The following is a 20,417-nucleotide window of genomic DNA, read 5'->3' on the forward strand; positions in this document are numbered from 1 at the left end:
CCATCCTCCTGGGCCGTGAACGCGCTGGTCCTAAACTCCTGTTCGTCCATTCCTCGCACCGTGGCTCATGGACGCGACCGATCAGAACGGCACGTCGTCATCCAGATCGTCGGCAAAGCCGCCGCCCTGTCCGAACCCACCACGATTGCCGCCGTTCCCGCCGCCCTGATTGCCAGAGGCGCCGCCGCGCGAACCGCCGCCATAGCCGCCGCCCGACGAACCGCCGCCAAAGCCGCTCGACCCGCCACCGAAGTCGCCGCCGCCGAAATCGTCGCCACCGCCGAAGTCGCTGCCGCCACGGCCGCCGCCGCCCTGACCGCCGCCGGGGCCGTCGAGCATGGTCAGCACCGAGTTGAAGCCCTGCAGCGTCACCTCGGTCGAGTAACGGTCGTTCCCCTGCTGGTCCTGCCACTTGCGGGTGGTCAGCGCGCCTTCGATATAGACCTTGGAACCCTTGCGCAGGAAACGCTCGGCGACGTTGGCGAGGCCCTCGTTGAAGATCTTGACCGTGTGCCACTCGGTCTTTTCCTTGCGCTCGCCGCTGTTGCGGTCCTTCCACGATTCGGACGTGGCGATGCGCAGTTCGACCACCTTGCCGCCATTCTGGAAGGAGCGGCTCTCGGGATCGCGTCCCAGATTGCCGACGAGAATCACCTTGTTGACGCTGCCCGCCATGTATTCAGTCCCGTGCTTGGTTCAGAGGCCGGCGAAAACGGCCAGCCAATATGTGATGCCTGCCATCACATAGGCGGTGATGAACAAGTACGCCACCATGAAGGCGGGCCACTTCCAGCCATTGGTTTCCCTGCGCGTCACCGCGATGGTCGAGATGCACTGCGGCGCGAAGACGAACCACATCAGGAAGGCGAGCGCGGTGGGCAGCGACCAGTTGCGCTTCAGCTTCTCGGTCATCGCCTTCTGCCCGCCCTCATGCTCGGTATCGTCGATGGCATAGACGGTGCCGATGGCGGCCACCGCCACCTCGCGCGCCGCCATGGCGGGGACGAGGGCCAGCGCGATGTCGCGGTTGAAGCCGATCGGGCGGACCGCCACCTCGATGCCGTTGGCGATGCGGCCCGCGATCGAATAGTCGACCGGCGAGATGCCCGACCCCTCGGGCGGCTTGGGGAAGGAGAGCAGCGCCCACAGGATGACCGTGGTCAGCGCGATGGTGGTGCCCGCGCGCTTCAGGAAGATCAGCGCGCGGCTCCACAGCCCCAGCAACACGTCGCGGACATGCGGCCACTGATATTTGGGCATCTCCATCATGAAGCCCGAGGACGCACCCTTCGTGACGGTGCGGCGCAGCAGCAGCGCGGCGACGAACGCGCCGACGATGCCCATCAGATACAGGCCCAGCAGCACCAGCCCCTGTAGCCCGACAAAGGGCAGGACCTGCCGGTCCGGGATGAACGCGCCGATGATGATGGTATAGACGGGCAGCCGCGCCGAGCAGGTCATCAGCGGCGCGATCAGGATGGTGGTCAGCCTGTCCTTCTCGTCATCGATCGTCCGCGTCGCCATGATGCCCGGCACCGCACAGGCGAAGGAAGACAGCAGCGGGATGAAGGCACGGCCCGACAGCCCCACCTGCGCCATCAGCCGGTCCATCAGGAAGGCGGCGCGGACCATATAGCCGCTCGCCTCGAGCATCAGGATGAACAGGAACAGGATCAGGATCAGCGGCAGGAAGACGATGACCGCGCCGACACCGGCGATCAGGCCGTCGGTGATGAGGCTGCGGAACCAGCCTTCCGGCAAGGCGGCGCCGACCTGCGCCTCCAGCCAGACAAAGCCCTGCTCGATCCAACTGACCGGCGTCTCGGACCAGGCGAAGACCGCCTGGAACATGATGAAGAGCAGGCCGACCAGCAGGATCGGTCCGATAATGGGATGCAGCGCGACCGAGTCGAGTATGTTCGTCCAGCGGCGGACCGGCGTTTCCGCGACGGTCGCGGCCGCGGCGATCTGGCGCGCGCGGCGTTGCAGCGTGACGATGTCGTCGATCCGGTCGGGGGCGGCGACGGCGTGCGCGCGTTTCTGCGTTACCAGCCGGTCGATCTCGGCCTTCAGCGTATCGAGCCCACGGCGGCGCACCGCCACGGTCGGGATCACCGTCACGCCCAGTTCGCGCGCCAGTATGTCGGCATCCAGCGTCAGGCCGTCGCGCTCGGCCAGGTCGACCATGTTGAGCGCGACCACCACCGGCAGGCCCAGCGCGATCAGCTGCAATGCGAAGCGCAGGTGATTGTCGAGATTGGCGGCATCGACCACCACGACCAGCGCATCGGGACGCCGCTCGCCCGCCTGCGACCCCATTACGACGTTGCGCGTGACCTGTTCGTCCAGGCTGCCGGGGTCCAGGCTATAGGCGCCGGGCAGGTCGACCAGTTCGATCGGGCGGCCATCGTCCAGGACGAGGCGGCCCGAATGCCGCTCGACGGTGACGCCGGGATAATTGCCGACCTTTTGCCGCGCGCCGGTGAGCGCGTTGAACAAGGCGCTTTTGCCGGCATTGGGATTGCCGACGAGCGCGACCAGCGGTGCGGCGTTCATCAGATCAGGCGAACCTCAAAAATTCAGGCGCCGGTCGCGACACGGATCGAGGCGGCGACCCGGCGACGCAGCGCCACCGTCATCCGGCCGATCCGGCAGGCGATGGGACCACCGCCCAGCGAGGCGCGGTGCAGCACCTCGACCCCCACGCCCTCGTCAAAGCCCAGTTCGCGCAGGCGGCGCGCCTCGGGCAGCGCCAGCTGGGTCCAGTCGATCGCGGCCACGGTCGCCGGTTGCCGCCGGGGAAGGGTTTCGAGACTGCTGAGCATCGCCATGGACGATACATAACCGCCATGCGATTGATTATCAATTACCCGTTGATGAAATGGGTGTTGGGTTGGGAGGCAGGCTTGGGGCGGGGTTCGGGGCGTGCACTTCGACTTCGCTCAGTGTGAACGGAGGTTTGGAAGCTTGGCACCCCCCACCTCCGTTCAGCCTGAGCGAAGTCGAAGGCCAAGGGAATCCCCCCCCCCCGACCCATCACACCGCCGGATAGCGCAACCGCCCGATAAAGCGCGACAGGCTGGGCATATTCTCGCCCCGCTTGGCGACGCCCGCCTTCCATTTTTCGAACCGCATGATCCCCTCGATCCGGCGGGCCAGGAAGGCGCGGGTGTCGGCATGATCCTCGCTATCGTCGTTCAGGAACACCGCGATGGTCGATCCATAGACCGCGAACAGCGTCGCGCGCTTGGTATAATGGTTATAGTCGGTGGCGGTGTCGCCCGCCTGCGCCCAGATGGCATCCACCGTCCGCCAGCCGAGTCGCGCCCCGCTCGCGGCGTTTTGCGGCATGGCGAGGATCGTCAGCGCGCGGCGCAGCGCCTCGCGATTCGGGGCGACCGCCGCCAGCCGCGCCTCGACCAGCGCGGTGATGCGCTGGCGGATCTTCATCGCGGCGGCCTGTTCGGCGGGGATGGCCTCGACCATCGCCTGGTCGATCCGGGCGAACCAGGCGTCGATCATCGCGACCGCGCCGTCCTTGAAGGCGAGTCGCGCGATGTCGCGGTCGATACCCGCCACATCCGCCGCCATGTCGCGCGCCTCGTCGCCCCAGCCGTCGAACGCGGCATTGGACGCGATGCCCTCCGCCAGAGCGACGCGCACCTCGTCGAGAGTCAGGTCCTGAACATCGGTCATGGCAGCCTCGGTCATATGCGTTTCCCGTCGTTCCTATCGTCCGGCCGGGCAACCGCCCTGGCCGATCCACGCCGCACCAATACCAGAGCGGCCGCCACCATCGCCACACCCGCCAGATCGGGCAGCGCCAGCGTCTCGCCATAGACGATCCAGCCGATCGCCGTCGCCACCATCGGCTGCACCAGCAGCGCCAGGCCGACGACCAGCGGGCTCAGCAGCCCCAGCGCATAGATCATCAACCCCTGGCCGATGATCTGGCTCCCCAGCGCCAGCAGGATCAGCGGGCTCCAATGATCGGGCCACACCCGCTCGCCCAGCAGGACCGCGAAGACGAACAGCGGCACGATGCTGGCCATGGTCGACCAGGCGAGCGCGGGCATCGGTGGCATCGCGACCCGCACCCGCGACATCAGGATGAAATAGACCGCATAGAGCACCCCCGCGAGCACGCACAGCAGGTCGCCGACCAGATGGCGCGGGTCGACCTGATAGCTGCGCCCCATCAGCAATCCCGCCCCCGCGGCCGCCAGGATCAGCGCGATCCCCTGGCTCCGCGACGGCCAGGCGCGCGCGACCAGGAAGCCATAGAGCGGGAAGATGAAGGTCGCCGAATTGCCGAACAGCGTGGCGTTGGCCATCGTCGTCTGGCGGATGCCGATATGCCAGGCGCCCAGATCGCCCGCAAAGGCGATGCCGCCGATCAGCAGCAGCCCCCAAAGCCCCGCCTGCGCCTTGCCCGGCATACGGGGGCGGGCAGGGCCGATCAGCGCGACCAGCGCCAGCACCGGCGCGGCCAGGGTGATGCGCCAGAAGGCGGAGGCGACCGGCCCGGTATCGGCCATCCGCACCAGCAGCGGGCCGAAGGCGAGCGCGACATTGGCCAGGATGACGGCGGCGAAGGCCAGCGGCGCGGGCGCATTGGTTCCGGACCGGTCCGACAGACGATCGCTTTCAGTCTGTTCACTTTTTCTTGCGGGGGCGGACACGGGCATGGGCCCCCTTAACGCCCTATCTGCGTTGCGTCAGGCCGGAAAGGCCGCAGAAGGATTGCATTTTGATGCCAACGCTGTTCGATCCCATAGATCTCGGGGCGATCCACGCCCCCAACCGTATCCTGATGGCACCGCTCACCCGCGCGCGTGCCACCCGCCAGGCGGTGCCGACGCCGATCATGGCGCAATATTACGCCCAGCGCGCCAGCGCGGGCCTCATCATCTCCGAAGCCACCGGCATCAGCCGCGAAGGCCTGGGCTGGCCCTATGCGCCGGGCCTGTGGACCGACGAGCAGGTCGCGGCCTGGAAGCCGGTGACCGAGGCGGTGCACAAGGCGGGCGGCCGGATCGTCGCGCAGCTCTGGCATATGGGCCGCCAGGTGCACAGCTCGGTGACGGGGATGCAGCCGGTCTCGTCCTCCGCGACGCGGACCGAGGGGCAGGCGCATACCTTTGAGGGCAAGCAGGATTTCGAGACCGCCCGGCCGCTCGAACTGTCCGAGATCCCGCGTCTGCTCGAGGATTATGAACATGCGACCCGCAACGCGCTGGCCGCCGGGTTCGACGGGGTGCAGATCCATGCCGCCAACGGCTATCTGATCGACGAATTCCTGCGCGACGGTGCGAACCATCGCGAGGACGAATATGGCGGCAGTCCGGAGAACCGCATCCGCCTGCTCCGCGAGATCACCGAGCGGGTGATCGCGGTTGCTGGCAAGGAGCGCGTCGGCGTCCGCCTGTCGCCCAATGGCGACAGCCAGGGCGTGGACGACAGCGATCCGGCCTCGGTCTTCGTGCCTGCGGCGAAAATGCTGTCGGACCTCGGCATCGCCTTCCTCGAACTGCGCGAGATCGGCCCGGACGGCACCTATGGCAGCACCGACGTGCCCAAGCTGTCGCCGCAGATCCGCGAGGTCTTTACCGGTCCGCTGATCCTCAACAGCGATTTCGACAGCCGGGAAAAGGCGCAAGCCGCGCTCGATTCGGGTGTGGCGGACGGGATCGCGTTCGGCCGTACCTTCCTGGCCAATCCCGACCTGCCCGAACGGCTGCGCATCGATGCGCCGCTGAACGAGAGCGACATGAAGACCTGGTACAGCCAGGGACCGGAGGGGTATATCGATTACCCCACGCTCGAAGAGACCGCACGGGCGGCGTGATGGACGGGGGCGGGGGGCAATCCTCCCGCCCCCGCGACATCCCTGCTTCGCTCAGCGCGAACGGAGGTGGGGGCTATTCGGACGAATCCAGCCCGTCGAGAAAAACGGTCACCTGATCGCGCACCGTCTCGCGGGTCTTGGGATTGAACAGCAGCAGCGGCGCTCCCCAGACCATGGGAATGGCGAATGCCAGCCCCACCCAGATGACCACCAGCGCCACCAACCCGGCCCCGGCATAGCGCAGCTTCTGCATGGCACCCGAATCCAGGGTCAGCGTGCGTGGCCCCTTTGCGTCGTAGAAGTCATCGGTCGCCCAGCTTCCCCCGCCATCGAAGCGCAACTTCTGCGGCAGCCGGAATCGCGGTTTTCCCGTTATGGTGGCCGGACGTGGCGTTCCGGTCCTGCGCACCGGCTTGCCGCCTTGCGTGTCGATCACCTCCAGCCGCCGGCCCCGCTCGACGACGCGAAAGCGGGTGGGCGGCATGTCGGTCATGCGGTGGCTGTACCCCGCCGGGCGCGCCACTGGTCGGCGCTCTGGCCCCAGGCGTCCACCCGGAAACTCTCCAGCGGTGCGGGCAGGCGGACCGGCCCCTCATTCACCGCGCCCAATCGCTGCGCCAACCGGATCGAGCCCATATTCTCCGGGTCGATGGTGTGGATCACATGGCCCCAGCCCAGCACGTCGACCGCATAGTCGATCGCCGCGACCGCCGCCTCATGGGCATAGCCGCGCCCGGCGAATTCCCGCGCCACGCCCCAGGCCACTTCGCGCCCCGGCCAGCCCTCGGGCTGCCATGGCCCGATCCGCCCGACCCAGCGGCCGGTGTCGCGCTCGATCACCGAGAACATCGCGAAGCCGCGCACGCTCCACGCGCCGACCATGGTGCACAAGGACCGCCACGCCGCGCCGCGCGCCTGCACGCCGCCCAGGAAGCGCATCGTGTCCTCCTCGGCATGAAAGGCCGCCCACGCCTCGAAATCCTCCGCCGAGGGGAGCCGCAGGGTCAGCCGCTCGGTCTGGAGGACGGGCGACGTCACCCGAACCGACCCTTCAGCGCCAGCATCGCGAGCGCCGCCTTGGCCGCCTCGCCGCCCTTGTTCTTCTCGTCCGGGCGGGCGCGGGTCAGCGCCTGCGCCTCGTTCTCGGTGGTGATGATGCCGTTGCCGATGGGCAGCCCGTCCATGGTCAGCGCCATCAGGCCGCGCGCGCTCTCGTTCGACACGATCTCGAAATGATAGGTCTCGCCGCGGATCACCACGCCGATCGCGACGAAGGCGTCGAAGCGCCCGGTGTCCGCCGCCATCGCCACCGCGCCGGGAATCTCCAGCGCGCCGGGGACGGTGATCGTCTCATGGCTATGGCCCGCCTCCTCGATCGCGGCGCGCGCGCCCGACAGGAGCAGGTCGTTCAGATGCTCGTAGAAGCGCGCCTCGACGATCAACACATTCGCCATCAGGCGTCTCCCTCAAAATTTGCGATGCGACGTTCGCCGACGATCGACAGGCCATAGCCGTCGAGCCCGATCAGCGTGTGATGGGTGTTGGTCAGCAGCACCATGTCCTGCACGCCCATTTCGGCCAAGATCATCGCGCCGACGCCGTAATCGCGCAGTTCCTCCATGTCGATCTGCACCTCCTCGCCCGCCTTCAGCCGGACGGCGGTGGTGAAGGCGTCGGTGCGCGGGCGGTTGATGACGACGATCACGCCCGAGCCTTCCTCGGCGATCATCCGCATCGACTTGGCGAGCAAAGCGCCACGTGCGCCCGCTTCGCCGAAGACATCGGCAAAGGGCGACAGCGCATGCATCCGCACCAGCACGGGCTGGTTGGTGTCGAGCTTGCCCTTGACCAGCGCCACCTGTTCGGTGCCCGTCGCCTTGTTGCGATAGGCGCGCGCGGTCCAGGTGCCGCCCCATTCGCTCTCGAAGGTGGCTTCGGACTGCAATTCGACCAGATGGTCGTAGCGGCGGCGATAGGCGATCAGGTCGCGGATCGTGCCGATCTTCAGGTTATGGAGCTGCGCGAAGGAGACGAGGTCGTCCATCCGCGCCATCGTCCCGTCCTCGTTCATGATCTCGCAGATCACGCCCGAGGGGTTCAGCCCCGCCAGCCGCGCGACATCGACCGCCGCCTCGGTATGCCCGGCGCGGACCAGCACGCCGCCGTCGCGCGCGACCAGCGGGAAGACATGGCCCGGCGTCACCAGCGACTCCGGGCCTTGGCTGGCGTCGATCGCCACCGCGATGGTCCGCGCGCGGTCGGCGGCGGAGATGCCGGTGGTGACGCCTTCCTTCGCCTCGATCGAGATGGTGAAGGCGGTTTCGTGCCGCGTCCCGTTCTTCGGGCTCATCAGCGGCAGGCCGAGCGTGTCGACCCGCTCGCGCGTCATCGCCAGGCAGATCAGCCCACGCCCGTGCCGCGCCATGAAGTTGACCTTCTCGGGCGTCGCCATCTGCGCGGGAATGACCAAGTCGCCCTCATTCTCGCGGTCCTCGTCATCGACCAGGATGAACATCCGGCCGTTGCGCGCCTCGTCGATGATCTCTTCCGGGCTGGAGAGGAACCCACGCCGCAGACCGGCCAAGGCGTCGGGATCAGCGGCCACGATAATGCTCCATGCGCTGCAGGTAACGGGCGAGCACGTCGATCTCGATATTGACGCGCTGGCCCTCGGCGATGCCGCCCAGGGTGGTGACGGCGGCGGTGTGCGGGATGATGTTCAGGCCGATGACCGTGCCGTCGGAGCCGTCCTCGACGCTGTTGACGGTCAGCGAGACGCCGTCGACCGTCACCGACCCCTTGGTCGCCATGAAGGGGGCGAGGTCGGACGGAACGGTCACGAAGACGCGGTGCGATCCGCCTTCCTCCACGACCGATACCACGGTGCCGACGCCATCGACATGGCCGGTGACGATATGGCCGCCCAGCTCGTCGCCCAGCTTCATCGCGCGTTCGAGGTTGAGGCGCTGGCCGGTCGTCCACTGGTCGGCGGTGCGCCCGATCGTCTCGGCCGAGACGTCGACCGCGAACCAGTCGGGGCCCTTCTCGACCACGGTCAGGCAGACGCCCGAACAGGCGATCGACGCGCCCAGGTCGATGGTCGCCGTATCATAGGCGGTGGCGATGACGACTCGCGTGTCGCCGCGCGCCTCGACGGCGGTGACGGAGCCGATGTCGGTGACGATCCCGGTAAACATATCAGTCGCGCTCGTAGACCTCCAACCGGTCGCTGCCAAGCATCCGCGAGTCGGCCATGCGCCAGCGGCCATGCGCGTCGGCCAGCCGGGCCAGCCCGATGGCGCCGATCGCCGCGCGGCCCTCGCCGATCAGGATCGGTGCGCGGTACAGGACCAGCCGGTCGACCAGATCGGCAGCGAGGAAGGCGGATGCGGTCTGCGCACCCCCCTCGACCATCAGCCGGTCGACACTCGCCAGATCGGCGATGCCATGGGGGGAGGCAATGGTCTCCCAGCCCGGCGCGGGCGTGCGCGACAACAGGATGCGGCGCGGGCTGCGCGGCTCCAGGCCGGGCAGGCGGACGTCGAGCCGGGGCGAATCGGCCTCCAGCGTGCCGCGCCCGACCAGGATCGCCTCGTGGCGGCTGCGCTCCAAATGGGTATGCGCCCGCGCCTGCGGCCCGGTGATCCAGCGGCTCTCGCCATCGGGCCGGGCGATCCGGCCGTCGAGCGAGGTGGCGAGCTTCAGCGTGACGAAGGGGCGGCGTTGCGCGCGGCGGGTCAGGAAGCCCGCGATCATGCCCCGCGCCTCCGCCTCGCGCACGCCCGTCGTGACGGTGATCCCGGCGGCGCGGGCGCGGGCAAAGCCGATGCCGTCGGTGCGCGGATCGGGATCGCCCATCGCCGCCACGATCCGCGCGACCCCGGCGGCGATCAGCAGGTCGGTGCAGGCGGGGCCGCGAGTCGAGACATGCGCGCAGGGCTCCAGCGTGACATAGGCCGTCGCCCCCCGTGCGGCCGCGCCCGCCTGTGCCAGCGCCATCGCCTCGGCATGGGGGCGGCCGCCCGGCTGGGTCCAGCCGCGCCCGACGGCCCGCCCGTCGCGAACCAGCACGCAGCCGACATTGGGATTGGGCGCGGTCCGTCCGACACCGCGATCCGCCAGTGCCAGCGCCGCCCCCATCCAGCGATGATCGGTCAGATGCCCCACTTGTTCAGCGCGTCGTCGACCTTCTTGAACTCGGCCTGCCGCTGATCCCTGGCGGCCTTTTCCTCGGCGATCCGCTGTTTCTTCTTCACATAGTCGATCTTTTGCTGCGCCTTGATCTGCACATCGGTGCGGTCGGCGGGCCATTGTTCGACATAGATGATGTCGGGCTTATACGGCACCGGCACATAATCGTCGCGCGCAAAGGCATAGATGAAGAAGCCGGTGATGCCGACCGCGATCATCAGGAAGACGAGTTCATAGGGATGCCGTTGCGACAGGAACAGGCGCAGGTCGCGGTAGGCGCGGACGGGCGAGAAGCGGCCGAAGAACGACATGCGGGGGAAGATAGGCGTTGCGGGCTTGGGACGCCAGTGGGGACGGGTTGGTCTCGGTGAGACCCCTTTGCCCTCCCCCATCCCCTCCCGCCTGCGGGAGGGGCGTGCCAAGGACGGCGTTCGCGGATTGGCCGCATCGTCTGATCTTGCCGCTCCCCTCCCGCAGGCGGGAGGGGGTGGGGGAGGGAAGGCCCCAGGCCATGCCGCCTCGAACAGCACGAAAAAGGGCGGCCACCGCAGCGACCGCCCCCTTCCATTCCGCAAAGGAAACCGCAGCGTTTACGCGACGGTCTTCATCTTCTCGGCGGCGACCGCGAAGCGGTTGCTCAGCGGCTGGGCGATCTCGCCGGCCAGCTTGATCATGTGCTCGGTCGAGCGCGAGGTCTCGGCGACCAGCGAGTCGAAGGACGAGCGGGCGAAGTCCGACTGGAGCTTCATGAACTCGGTCGGCGACTTGACCGACGACAGCGTCTGCAGCGTCTGGGTCGCGGTCTCGAACGCGCGCTTGGCATAGTCGGCCGCGCCCTGGCCCAGCGTCTCGGCGCCCTTGGCGGCGATCTTCGACGATTCGACGACCGCTTCCAGATTGCCCTTGTTGAAGGCGACCATGTCCTCGAACAGCTTGGCGCTCTTCTCCACGGTGGCCTGGGTGCGGGCCTGGGCGTCGCCGAACATCGCCTGGGTCTTGGCAGTCGCGTTTTCGATGGTGCTCGTGGCGTCCATGATGATTTCCTTGGGCTTTGAGTCCGCCGAAACCGCGGCGGTCGGGGAAGAAACGGAAGCGGTCGGCGCGGCGTCGGGCGCGGGCTCCGCCGGGGCGGGCGCGGGCGCTTCGGCCGGAGCCTCGGGGGCGACCGCCGTAGGCGTCGGCTCGGGCGTCACCGGAACAGGCTCGGGTGCCTGGGCGACCGTCGGAGCCTTGGGTGCCCGAACCGCGACCTTGGGGGCGGCGACCACCGGCTTGGCGGCGGGGGCGTCGATGGCGGTGTCGGAGGGAAGGCCAGGCAGTGTCTTGGCCGCGACCGGCTTGGCCGTGCGACGCGGCTTTGCCGCCGCCTTGGCGGCGGGAACGGTCGGCTTGCTCTTATCCAACACCACTCTCCCGATTTGCTGCGCTGCACAATAATGGTTTCGACCGAAGTTATCAACAGCCTTTGTGCAGTGCAGCAATCGATTTTAGCGCTGTCGGACGTAGCGTCCCGGTGCGTCGTCCAGTGCGGGCAGGGGGCCTTGGCCGGGTATGCGCGCGCCGGTGGCATCGACCGTCGCCGAGTCGCGCTCGCGCAGCCATTCGGCCCAGTCCGGCCACCAGCTCCCCTTGGTCTCGCGGGCCCCGGCCACGAACTCGGCGAGCGTCGCGGCGGGCTGGTCGTTGGTCCAATATTGATATTTGCCCGCCGCTGGCGGGTTGACGACCCCCGCGATATGCCCCGACCCGGCGAGCACGAAGCGCAAGGGGCCGGCAAAGGCGTCGGTGATCTTCCACACGCTTTCGGGCGGAGCGATATGGTCCTCGCGCCCCGCCTGGACATAGGCGGGGGTCGTGACCCGGCTCAGGTCGAGCGGCACCCCCGCCACCGCCATCGCGCCGGGCTTCACCAGCAGATTGTCGCGGTACAGGTCGGTCAGATAGCTGAGATGCCATTTGGCGGGCAGGTTGGTGACGTCGCCATTCCAGTGGAGCAGGTCGAACGGCACATAATCGCGCCCCAGCAGATAGTTGTTGGTGACGTAGTTCCAGATCAGGTCACGCCCGCGCAGCAGGTTGAACGTCATCGCCAGATAGCGCCCGTCCAGATACCCCTCGGGCGACAGCGTGCCGATCAGCTTCAACTGCTCGTCATCGACGAAGTGGAGCAACTCGCCCGCCTTGGAAAAATCCACCTGCGCGGTGAAGAAGGTGGCGCTGGCGACCTTCTCCGCTTCGTCCCTGGCGGCGAGCCAGGCGAGCGTCGCGGCCAGCGTCGTCCCCGCCACGCAATAGCCGACGGTGTGGACCGACTCGACCGACAGCAGGTCGCGCACCGTGTCGACCGCCTCGACCTGCGCGGTGACGTAATCGTCCCAGATCACGTCCTTCATCGTCGCATCGGCCGATTTCCACGACACCATGAAGACGCTGAACCCCTGGTCGACCAGCCATTTGATCAGGCTTTTCTCGGGCGCGAGATCGAGGATGTAGAAGCGGTTGATCCAGGGCGGGAAGATCAGGATCGGCACCGCCGCCACCCGGTCGGTGGTGGGCGTGTACTGGATCAGTTCGTAGAGCGGGGTCCGCTTCACCACCTTGCCCGGCGTCGCGGCGAGGTTGCGCCCGACCTCGAACGCGCGCGCGTCGCTATGGGTCAGCTGCCCGCGCCCGAGATCGGCGAGCATGTTCTGCAGGCCCTTCAGCAGATTCTCGCCACGCGTCTCGACGATCTTGTCGAGCACCTCCGGATTGGTCGCGGGGAAGTTGGTCGGGCTCATCGCGTCGATGAACCCTTGCGCGGCGAAGCGGATCTGCTCCTTCTGCTTCGGGTCCACGCCCTCGATCGCATCGACGCCGCGCAGCATATGGTCGGAGATGACCTGATAGCTTTGCCGAATCCAGTCGAAGAGCGGCGATTGCCACTGCTCGGCCTTGAACCGGCGGTCGGGCTTGGGGGCGGTGCTGGGTTCGGCGGCGGGGTCGACGAATCGCTGCCACAGCTTCATCGAATCGGACCAGAAGTCGCGCACCCGGTCGATCGTCGCGGGGTCGTTGAAGCCCGGCACCACCGGCACCCCCTGCGGCGGGGGCGACAGCGCGGCCTCCATCATCATCTGCTGCGCCCGGCCCATCACCCAGGTCCAGTGCTGCAACTCTTCCAATGTGGGCAGGGTAGGGGCTGTCGCGGGGCGGGCCGTCATCGCATCCTCTTGTTCGTCATGCGCCCTATTGGCGTCAGGATATTGCGCCATCATGTCGGGTCGCGTCGGGAAACGAAAGACGCTAAGGTCCGGGTCCCAAATCGTTACACAGAGGGACCCATGTCCGAAGAGTTCTACCGCATCAAGCGCCTGCCGCCCTATGTCATCGCCGAAGTCAACGCGATGCGGGCCGCGGCGCGCGCGGGCGGCGAGGACATCATCGACCTGGGCATGGGCAATCCCGACCTGCCGCCGCCCGACCATGTCCTCGACAAGCTGGTCGAAGTCGCCAAGAAGCCCGACGCGCACGGCTATTCCCAGTCCAAGGGGATTCCGGGCCTGCGCCGTGCCCAGGCGAACTATTATGGCCGTCGATTCGGCGTCGATCTCGATCCCGAGACCGAGGTGGTCGTCACCATGGGCTCGAAGGAAGGGCTGGCGTCGCTGGCGACCGCGATCACCGCGCCGGGCGACGTGATCCTGGCGCCCAATCCCTCCTATCCGATCCACACCTTCGGCTTCATCATCGCGGGCGCGACGATCCGCGCGGTGCCGACCACGCCCGACGAAGCCTATTTCGAGAGCCTCGAGCGCGCGATGCACTTCACCGTGCCGCGCCCCTCGGTGCTGGTCGTGAACTACCCGTCCAACCCGACCGCCGAGACGGTGGACCTGGCCTTTTACGAGCGGCTGGTGGCCTTCGCGAAGAAGCACGAGCTGTGGGTGCTGAGCGACCTGGCCTATTCCGAGCTTTACTATGACGGCAATCCGACGCCTTCGATCCTTCAGGTCAAGGGCGGCAAGGACGTCGCGGTCGAGTTCACCTCGCTGTCCAAGACCTATTCGATGGCGGGCTGGCGAATCGGTTTCGCGGTCGGCAACCGCAAGCTGATCGCCGCGATGACGCGGGTGAAGTCCTATCTCGACTATGGCGCCTTCACGCCGATCCAGGCGGCGGCCTGCGCGGCGCTCAACGGGCCGCAGGATATCGTCGAGAAGAACCGCCAGCTCTATCACAAGCGCCGCGACGTGATGGTCGAGAGCTTCGGCCGCGCGGGGTGGGACATTCCTTCTCCCCGCGCCTCGATGTTCGCCTGGGCCCCGCTGCCCCCGGCGCTCGCGCATCTGGGCAGCCTGGAATTTTCCAAGCAGTTGCTGACCGAGGCCAAGGTCGCGGTCGCGCCGGGCGTCGGTTATGGCGAGAATGGCGAGGGCTTCGTGCGTATCGCCATGGTCGAGAACGAGCAGCGGCTTCGCCAGGCGGCGCGCAACATCAAGCGATATTTGCAATCCATGGGCGTCAACACGCCGGGTTCGGCCAAGGCGGTGTGATGCTTGGCGGCGGCGGATCGATCAGCCCGCCGCCGCCATCCGCCGGCATTCGGTCTGGCGGGCAGGATGGCGGGCGCGCTTGACGGCATACATCGCGCGGTCCGCTTCGGCCATCAGCCGGTCCAGGTCGCGGTCCACCATGCCTGCGACCACCCCGATGCTGAGCGAGGGGTAGAGCGGCCCGTCGACCGTCGCCGCCACCGCCCGGTCGAACCGGGCCGACAGCCGCGCGGCGACGGATTGCGCCGCCGCCTGCGAAGCCCCCGGCAGGATACAGGCGAACTCGTCCCCGCCGAGCCGGATCACCATGCCCCGCTCGCCCAGTTCGCGCTGCGCCAGATCGGCGAGCAGCCGCAGCACCGCGTCGCCCGTGGCATGCCCCTGTCCGTCGTTGAGCGCCTTGAAATGATCGATGTCGATCAGCGCCAGCGCGCAGGGGCCCTGCAACCCCGCCTCGATCCGGCCCAATGCGAACCGGTTGCGCGCGCCGGTCAGGCTGTCGCGGCTCGCCTGCTCGCGCAACAGGGCCTGGGTCCGTTCCGATTCCATCAGCAGCAGCGAGAAATGGGTAAGCGTCAGCAGGATCAGCCCGACGCCGATCATCCATTCCTCGACCAACTGGCCCTCGATCGACCAGGACGGCAGGATCAGCGTGACCATCAACGTGCCCGCGCGCAGCAGGAAGATCGGTGCGACCGCGGCGAACAGGGCGGCCATGATCCATCCGGTCCGCAACCGCTCGCGCCGCGCGATGCCGATCGCCAGCGCCATGATCCCCAGATAGCTCAGGCCGCGCGTCAGCCCGAGCGTGACGAAGGTCCAGCGGAATTCCTGGGCATCGCCGATCGTCAGCGCGACCGCGCCCAGCATCAGCGCGGCGAGTATCGCGACCAGCAGGCGCGGTACGGCGCGTTCGCCGAACACCGCGACGCTGTGCAGGCTCAGGCACAGGCCGATCATCATCACGATGTTGAGAAGCCGCTCGAAGAACGTGGTATTGCCGTTGCCGATCGCCAGGATCAGCACGTTGGACGCCCCGATCAGCAGCTTGCCGCTGCCCCAGTACAGCGCCCATTTGCGGCGTTCGGACCCGGTCACGCCGGGAATCAGATGGATCGCCCCGGACAGCAGATTGCTGAACGCCCCCACGACCTGCAGACTGGCGATATCGAGCGCGAGCATTCCCATCTCATGGCTGGCGCGATCGACATGTCGGGCCGTTGCGACCGGGGCCTAGCACGACAGAGCTTAGAAAATCATTTCGCTCCTCGGTCCATTGGGGCCGAATCGGATTTTTTGGGCCGTGGACGATCCGATCGCACGCGATTCGTCACGAAGGATTGATCCCGGCCGCCCCCAGCCGCTACGGCGGGCGCGATATCGCAAAGGGGCGGATGATGCCTCGTCAGCGCGGCCGATGGGGCCGACGGAGTGAAGAGTGAGCAACGAACTCGAACAAATGCGTGAGCCCCTGCTCGCCGCCATCGCCGATGCGCCCGCGCTCGACGCGCTGGAGGCGATCCGCGTCGACGCGCTGGGCAAGCAGGGTCGCATCACCCAGCTGTTGAAGACGCTGGGCAAGATGAGCCCCGAGGAACGCCAGGTCGAAGGGCCCAAGATCCATTCGCTGCGCGAGGCGGTGACCGAGGCGCTCGGCACCCGCAAGGCGGCGCTGGAGCAGGCCGCGCTCGACGCGCGCCTCGCCTCGGAGCGGCTGGACATGACCCTGCCGGTCGAGGGAAGCGGCTTCGGCACCGTCCACCCGGTCAGCCAGGTGATGGACGAACTGGCGGAGATCTTCGCCGATCTGGGCTTCGCGGTCGCGACGGGGCCGGAGGTCGAGACCGACTGGCACAACTTCACCGCGCTCAATATCCCGGAGACGCATCCGGCGCGCGCGATGCACGACACCTTCTATCTGGCCGGAGTCGAGGCGGGCGGCGACGAGCGCACGGTGCGCCGCGTGCTGCGCACCCATACCTCGCCGGTGCAGATCCGCACCATGCTGGACCAGAAGCCGCCGATCCGCATCATCGCGCCCGGCCGCACCTATCGCTCAGACTCGGATGCGACGCACACGCCGATGTTCCACCAGGTCGAGGGGCTGGTGATCGACAAGGGCATTACGCTCGGACATCTGAAATGGACGCTGGAGACCTTCCTCAAGGCGTTCTTCGAGCGCGACGACATCGTCCTGCGCCTGCGCCCCAGCTATTTCCCCTTCACCGAACCTTCGGCGGAGGTCGATGTCGGCTACACCATCGAGAAGGGCAAGCGCGTCATCGGAGGGTCCGGCGGCGGCTGGATGGAGGTGCTCGGCTCCGGCATGGTCCATCCCAAGGTCATCGAGGCGTGCGGGCTGGACCCCAATGAGTGGCAGGGCTTCGCCTTTGGCTGCGGCATCGACCGTCTCGCCATGCTGAAATACGGGATGGACGATCTGCGCGCCTTCTTCGACGGCGATATTCGCTGGTTGAAGCATTACGGGTTCGCGAGCCTCGACGTACCCACGCTGTCGGGAGGAGTCGGCGCATGAAGTTCACCCTGGGCTGGCTGAAGAGCCATCTGGACACCGACGCCTCGCTCGACGCCATCGTCGAGGGGCTGACCCGTATCGGCCTGGAGGTCGAGGGGGTGCACAATCCGGGCGAGGCGCTGTCCTCGTTCCGCGTCGCGCGCATCCTGTCGGCCGAGCGGCATCCGCAGGCGGACAAGTTGCAGGTCCTGTCGGTCGATGCCGGTGACGGCCCGATGCAGGTCGTGTGCGGCGCGCCCAATGCGCGAGCGGGCCTGGTCGGCGTGTTCGGCGCGCCGGGGGCCTATGTCCCCGGCCTCGACGTCACGCTGAAGGTCGCGGCGATCCGCGGTGTCGAGTCGAACGGCATGATGTGCTCGGCGCGCGAGTTGCAGATCGGCGAGGGCCATGACGGCATCATCGAACTGCCCGAGGATGCGGTCATCGGCACGTCCTTCCCCGACTATGCGGGGCTGAACGATCCGGTCATCGACGTGTCGATCACGCCCAACCGGCAGGATTGCATGGGCGTGCACGGCATCGCGCGCGACCTGGCCGCCGCCGGGCTGGGCACGCTGATCGCGCCGACCGTGCCGTCGGTCGCAGGCGAGGGCGCCGGTCCCGATGTGCGGATTGAGGATGCCGAAGGCTGCCCGGCCTTCTATGCGCAGGGCGTGTCGGGCCTGACCAATGGCGAGGCCCCCGAATGGATGCGCCAGCGCCTGACCGCGATCGGGCAGAAGCCGATCTCGGCCTTGGTCGACATCACCAACTACATGACGGTCGATCTCGGTCGACCCTTGCACGTCTATGACAAGGCCAAGCTGTCGGGCGGTCTGGTCGCGCGGAAAGCCCGCGAGGGCGAGACGGTCGAGGCGCTGAACGGCAAGACCTATACCCTGTCCGAGGGCATGACCGTCATCGCCGACGACGTGGGTGTCCACGACATCGGCGGCATCATGGGCGGCGCGCATTCGGGCGTGTCGGAGACGACCACCGACGTCATCATCGAATGCGCCTATTTCGCGCCCGAGGCGATCGCACGGACCGGCCAGAAGCTCGGCCTGACCTCCGACGCGCGGACGCGGTTCGAGCGCGGGGTGGACCCGGCCTTCCTTGACGACGGCCTCGCCATCGCGACCTTCCTGGTCCTGGAATATTGCGGCGGCACGGCCAGCGGCGTGACCCGCGCGGGCCAGCCGCCGGTCGTGGCGAAGACGATCGCCTACGACCCCAATCTCGCCGAGACGCTGGGCGGCCTCGCCATTGCGGCCGACCGGCAAAAGGCGATCCTCGAGTCGCTGGGCTTCACCGTCACCGCCCACTGGCAGGTCACGGCACCCAGCTGGCGTCGCGACGTGGACGGCCCCGCCGATCTGGTCGAGGAAGTCATCCGCATCGAGGGGATCGACCATGTTCCCCCGGTGGCACTTCCCCGCGCCCCCGGCGTCGCGCGTCCCACCGCCACGCCGCAGCAGAAGCTGGAGCGTCGCGCCCGCCGCGCCGCCGCCGCGCGTGGGCTCGACGAAGCGGTGACGTGGAGCTTCATCAGCGAGGCGCAGGCCGCGCCCTTCGGTGGCGGCGCCTTCACGCTCGCCAACCCGATCAGCGAGGATCTGAAGGTCATGCGGCCCTCGCTCCTCCCCGGCCTGCTCGCCGCGACCGAGCGGAACATCAAGCGCGGCGCGACCAGCGTGCGGCTGTTCGAGATCGGCCGCCGCTATCTGGAAGAGGCCGAGCGGCCGACGCTGGGCGTGGTGCTGGCGGGCGACAAGGCGCCCCGCAACTGGCGCTCGGGCAAGGCGCAAGCGTTCGATGCGTACGATGCCAAGGCCGAGGCGATCGCGCTGCTGGCGCAGGCCGGTGCGCCTGTGGATAACTTGCAGGTGATGGGCGAGGCGGGCGAGGCTTGGCATCCCGGCCAGTCGGGCACGCTGCGGCTGGGGCCGAAGACGGTGCTGGCGGCGTTCGGCATGGTCCACCCCTCGGTGCTCAAGGCGTTCGACCTCGACGGCGCGGTGGCGGCGGTCGAACTCTATCTCGACGCGATCCCGCCCAAGCGCGCGACCGGCTTCATGCGCCCGGCCTACACGCCCCCGGCGTTGCAGTCCGTGAAGCGCGACTTCGCCTTCCTGGTGCCCACCGATCTGGCGGCCGACCAGCTGATCCGCGCGGTGCGCGGCGCGGAAAAGGCGGCGATCACCGCCGCGCGCGTCTTCGACGTGTTCGCCGGACAAGGCGTGCCCGAGGGGCACAAGTCGGTCGCGGTCGAGGTGCTTCTGCAACCCTCGCAGAAGAGCTTCACCGACGAGGAGCTGAAGGCCATCGCCGACAAGATCGTCGCGGCGGCCGCCAAGCAGGGAGCGCAACTCCGTGGCTAATGAGGAAAACTGGGTCCGTATCGGCAACGACCATCTGTCGGCGGCGATCAATCCGTTCGGCGCGGAGCTGTCCTCGCTGAAGGACGCAGCGGGCCGCGAGCTGATGACCAATGCGGACCCGGCCTTCTGGACCGGCCGCGCGCCCCTGCTGTTCCCGGTGATCGGCGTGACCCGCGACGGCATCCGCCTGAACGGCCAGCATTATCCGATGGCCAAGCACGGTTTCGCCCGTCATTCGATGTTCGAGCTGGTGACGCACGAGGCCACCCGCGCGGTCTTCTCGCTGGGCGACAGCGAGGAAACCCGCGCCTCCTATCCCTTCGCCTTCCGGCTGGAGGCGGAGTTCCGGCTGGAGGGGGCGACGCTGGTGATGGAGGTCCGCGTCCTCAATCGCGGCGAGGTGGCGATGCCCGCCAGCTTCGGCTTCCACCCCGCCTTCGCCTGGCCGCTGCCCTATGGCCAGGCACGCGCCGAGCACCGGATTGTCTTCGAGAAGGAAGAGCCCGCCCGGCTGCGGGAAATCGCACCCGACGGCCTGATCGCCAAGCCGCTCCGTGACAGCCCGCTCGACGGGCGCGTGCTGCATCTGGCGGATGATCTGTTCGCCAACGACGCGCTGGTCTGGGACCCGGTCGAGAGTCGCCACGTCACCTACGGCGCGGACGGCGCGCCGCAGCTGCGCATCGCCTTCCCCGACACCGACAAGCTGGGCATCTGGACCAAGCCCGGCGCCGCCTATGTCTGCGTCGAACCTTGGCACGGCATCGCCGACCCTGAAGGATTCGACGGCGAGTTCGTCGACAAGCCCGGCGTCTTCGTCGTGCCGGTGGGCGGCGAGAAGGTCATGCAGATGACGGTGACGTTGGCGGGGTAAGGGCACCACCCTTTCTTCCACCCCACCCCGGCGGAGGCCGGGGTCCAGTTGCCAGTAGGCCTGTGGCGCGCAT

The 20,417-nt window shown here is 68.0% G+C and carries 20 protein-coding genes; 5 read left to right on the forward strand and 15 right to left on the reverse strand.

Annotated features, from left to right (window positions below; translation table 11 throughout):
* Window positions 1–81 precede the first annotated feature (81 nt).
* The 5 genes from ssb to QE360_RS06505 form a co-directional block, all read right to left on the reverse strand.
* Window positions 82–675: a single-stranded DNA-binding protein gene (gene ssb / locus QE360_RS06485; RefSeq protein WP_309700172.1), complete on the reverse strand. Its 594-nt coding sequence runs from the start codon at window positions 673–675 to the stop codon at window positions 82–84.
* A gap of 21 nt (window positions 676–696) precedes the next feature.
* Window positions 697–2,556, reverse strand: a complete 1,860-nt coding sequence (locus QE360_RS06490) for a ferrous iron transporter B (protein ID WP_309700174.1) — start codon at window positions 2,554–2,556, stop codon at window positions 697–699.
* 23 nt (window positions 2,557–2,579) lie between these two features.
* A complete protein-coding gene (locus QE360_RS06495) occupies window positions 2,580–2,831 on the reverse strand; it encodes a ferrous iron transport protein A (RefSeq protein ID WP_373424655.1) in 252 nt (83 codons plus the stop codon).
* 205 nt (window positions 2,832–3,036) lie between these two features.
* Window positions 3,037–3,711 carry a COQ9 family protein gene (locus tag QE360_RS06500; RefSeq protein ID WP_309700176.1) on the reverse strand — a complete coding sequence of 225 codons (675 nt, stop codon included), beginning with the start codon at window positions 3,709–3,711 and terminating at the stop codon, window positions 3,037–3,039.
* A complete protein-coding gene (locus QE360_RS06505) occupies window positions 3,708–4,688 on the reverse strand; it encodes a DMT family transporter (RefSeq protein ID WP_309691081.1) in 981 nt (326 codons plus the stop codon). Before QE360_RS06505 ends, QE360_RS06500 begins: the two co-directional genes overlap by 4 nt.
* 65 nt (window positions 4,689–4,753) lie before the next feature.
* On the opposite strand from QE360_RS06505, the gene QE360_RS06510 reads away from it, so the two are divergent.
* On the forward strand, window positions 4,754–5,848 hold the full coding sequence (locus QE360_RS06510) for an alkene reductase (RefSeq protein WP_309700178.1): 1,095 nt from the start codon (window positions 4,754–4,756) through the stop codon (window positions 5,846–5,848).
* A 73-nt stretch (window positions 5,849–5,921) separates the two neighbouring features.
* Here the strand turns inward: QE360_RS06510 and QE360_RS06515 are convergent, their stop codons facing one another.
* From QE360_RS06515 to QE360_RS06555, 9 genes are all read right to left on the reverse strand, one after another.
* Window positions 5,922–6,341 carry a hypothetical protein gene (locus QE360_RS06515; protein ID WP_309700180.1) on the reverse strand — a complete coding sequence of 140 codons (420 nt, stop codon included), beginning with the start codon at window positions 6,339–6,341 and terminating at the stop codon, window positions 5,922–5,924.
* The gene (locus QE360_RS06520; RefSeq protein ID WP_309700182.1) at window positions 6,338–6,886 is read right to left on the reverse strand and encodes a GNAT family N-acetyltransferase; all 549 of its coding nucleotides are present in this window, start codon (window positions 6,884–6,886) and stop codon (window positions 6,338–6,340) included. Before QE360_RS06520 ends, QE360_RS06515 begins: the two co-directional genes overlap by 4 nt.
* Window positions 6,883–7,302 carry a 6,7-dimethyl-8-ribityllumazine synthase gene (ribH, locus tag QE360_RS06525; RefSeq protein ID WP_309700184.1) on the reverse strand — a complete coding sequence of 140 codons (420 nt, stop codon included), beginning with the start codon at window positions 7,300–7,302 and terminating at the stop codon, window positions 6,883–6,885. The genes QE360_RS06520 and ribH overlap by 4 nt, the downstream gene beginning before the upstream one ends.
* Window positions 7,302–8,453: a 3,4-dihydroxy-2-butanone-4-phosphate synthase gene (gene ribB, locus QE360_RS06530; protein WP_309700186.1), complete on the reverse strand. Its 1,152-nt coding sequence runs from the start codon at window positions 8,451–8,453 to the stop codon at window positions 7,302–7,304. Before ribB ends, ribH begins: the two co-directional genes overlap by 1 nt.
* Window positions 8,443–9,045: a riboflavin synthase gene (locus QE360_RS06535; protein WP_309700188.1), complete on the reverse strand. Its 603-nt coding sequence runs from the start codon at window positions 9,043–9,045 to the stop codon at window positions 8,443–8,445. Before QE360_RS06535 ends, ribB begins: the two co-directional genes overlap by 11 nt.
* 1 nt (window position 9,046) lies before the next feature.
* Window positions 9,047–9,988, reverse strand: a complete 942-nt coding sequence (ribD, locus tag QE360_RS06540; RefSeq protein ID WP_309704089.1) for a bifunctional diaminohydroxyphosphoribosylaminopyrimidine deaminase/5-amino-6-(5-phosphoribosylamino)uracil reductase RibD — start codon at window positions 9,986–9,988, stop codon at window positions 9,047–9,049.
* A gap of 14 nt (window positions 9,989–10,002) precedes the next feature.
* Entirely contained in the window at window positions 10,003–10,350 is a 348-nt protein-coding gene (locus QE360_RS06545) for a hypothetical protein (RefSeq protein ID WP_309700190.1), read from the reverse strand.
* A 279-nt stretch (window positions 10,351–10,629) separates the two neighbouring features.
* Window positions 10,630–11,442 carry a phasin family protein gene (locus tag QE360_RS06550; protein ID WP_309700192.1) on the reverse strand — a complete coding sequence of 271 codons (813 nt, stop codon included), beginning with the start codon at window positions 11,440–11,442 and terminating at the stop codon, window positions 10,630–10,632.
* 84 nt (window positions 11,443–11,526) lie between these two features.
* A complete protein-coding gene (locus QE360_RS06555) occupies window positions 11,527–13,242 on the reverse strand; it encodes a class I poly(R)-hydroxyalkanoic acid synthase (RefSeq protein ID WP_309700193.1) in 1,716 nt (571 codons plus the stop codon).
* 120 nt (window positions 13,243–13,362) lie between these two features.
* Between QE360_RS06555 and QE360_RS06560 the strand changes: the two genes are divergently transcribed.
* The gene (locus QE360_RS06560) at window positions 13,363–14,574 is read left to right on the forward strand and encodes an LL-diaminopimelate aminotransferase (RefSeq protein ID WP_307101582.1); all 1,212 of its coding nucleotides are present in this window, start codon (window positions 13,363–13,365) and stop codon (window positions 14,572–14,574) included.
* A 21-nt stretch (window positions 14,575–14,595) separates the two neighbouring features.
* Here the strand turns inward: QE360_RS06560 and QE360_RS06565 are convergent, their stop codons facing one another.
* On the reverse strand, window positions 14,596–15,756 hold the full coding sequence (locus QE360_RS06565) for a GGDEF domain-containing protein (protein ID WP_309700196.1): 1,161 nt from the start codon (window positions 15,754–15,756) through the stop codon (window positions 14,596–14,598).
* Between the two features lie 277 nt (window positions 15,757–16,033).
* Between QE360_RS06565 and pheS the strand changes: the two genes are divergently transcribed.
* From pheS to QE360_RS06580, 3 genes are read left to right on the forward strand one after another with little or no spacing between them, the layout of a single operon-like run.
* Window positions 16,034–17,110 carry a phenylalanine--tRNA ligase subunit alpha gene (pheS, locus tag QE360_RS06570; protein WP_309691045.1) on the forward strand — a complete coding sequence of 359 codons (1,077 nt, stop codon included), beginning with the start codon at window positions 16,034–16,036 and terminating at the stop codon, window positions 17,108–17,110.
* On the forward strand, window positions 17,107–19,470 hold the full coding sequence (gene pheT / locus QE360_RS06575; protein WP_309700199.1) for a phenylalanine--tRNA ligase subunit beta: 2,364 nt from the start codon (window positions 17,107–17,109) through the stop codon (window positions 19,468–19,470). The genes pheS and pheT overlap by 4 nt, the downstream gene beginning before the upstream one ends.
* Window positions 19,463–20,344: an aldose 1-epimerase family protein gene (locus QE360_RS06580; protein WP_309700201.1), complete on the forward strand. Its 882-nt coding sequence runs from the start codon at window positions 19,463–19,465 to the stop codon at window positions 20,342–20,344. Before pheT ends, QE360_RS06580 begins: the two co-directional genes overlap by 8 nt.
* Window positions 20,345–20,417: the final 73 nt, after the last annotated feature.

The sequence above is a fragment of the Sphingomonas sp. SORGH_AS_0789 genome (genome assembly GCF_031453055.1).
In the GTDB taxonomy this organism is placed as follows: domain Bacteria; phylum Pseudomonadota; class Alphaproteobacteria; order Sphingomonadales; family Sphingomonadaceae; genus Sphingomonas.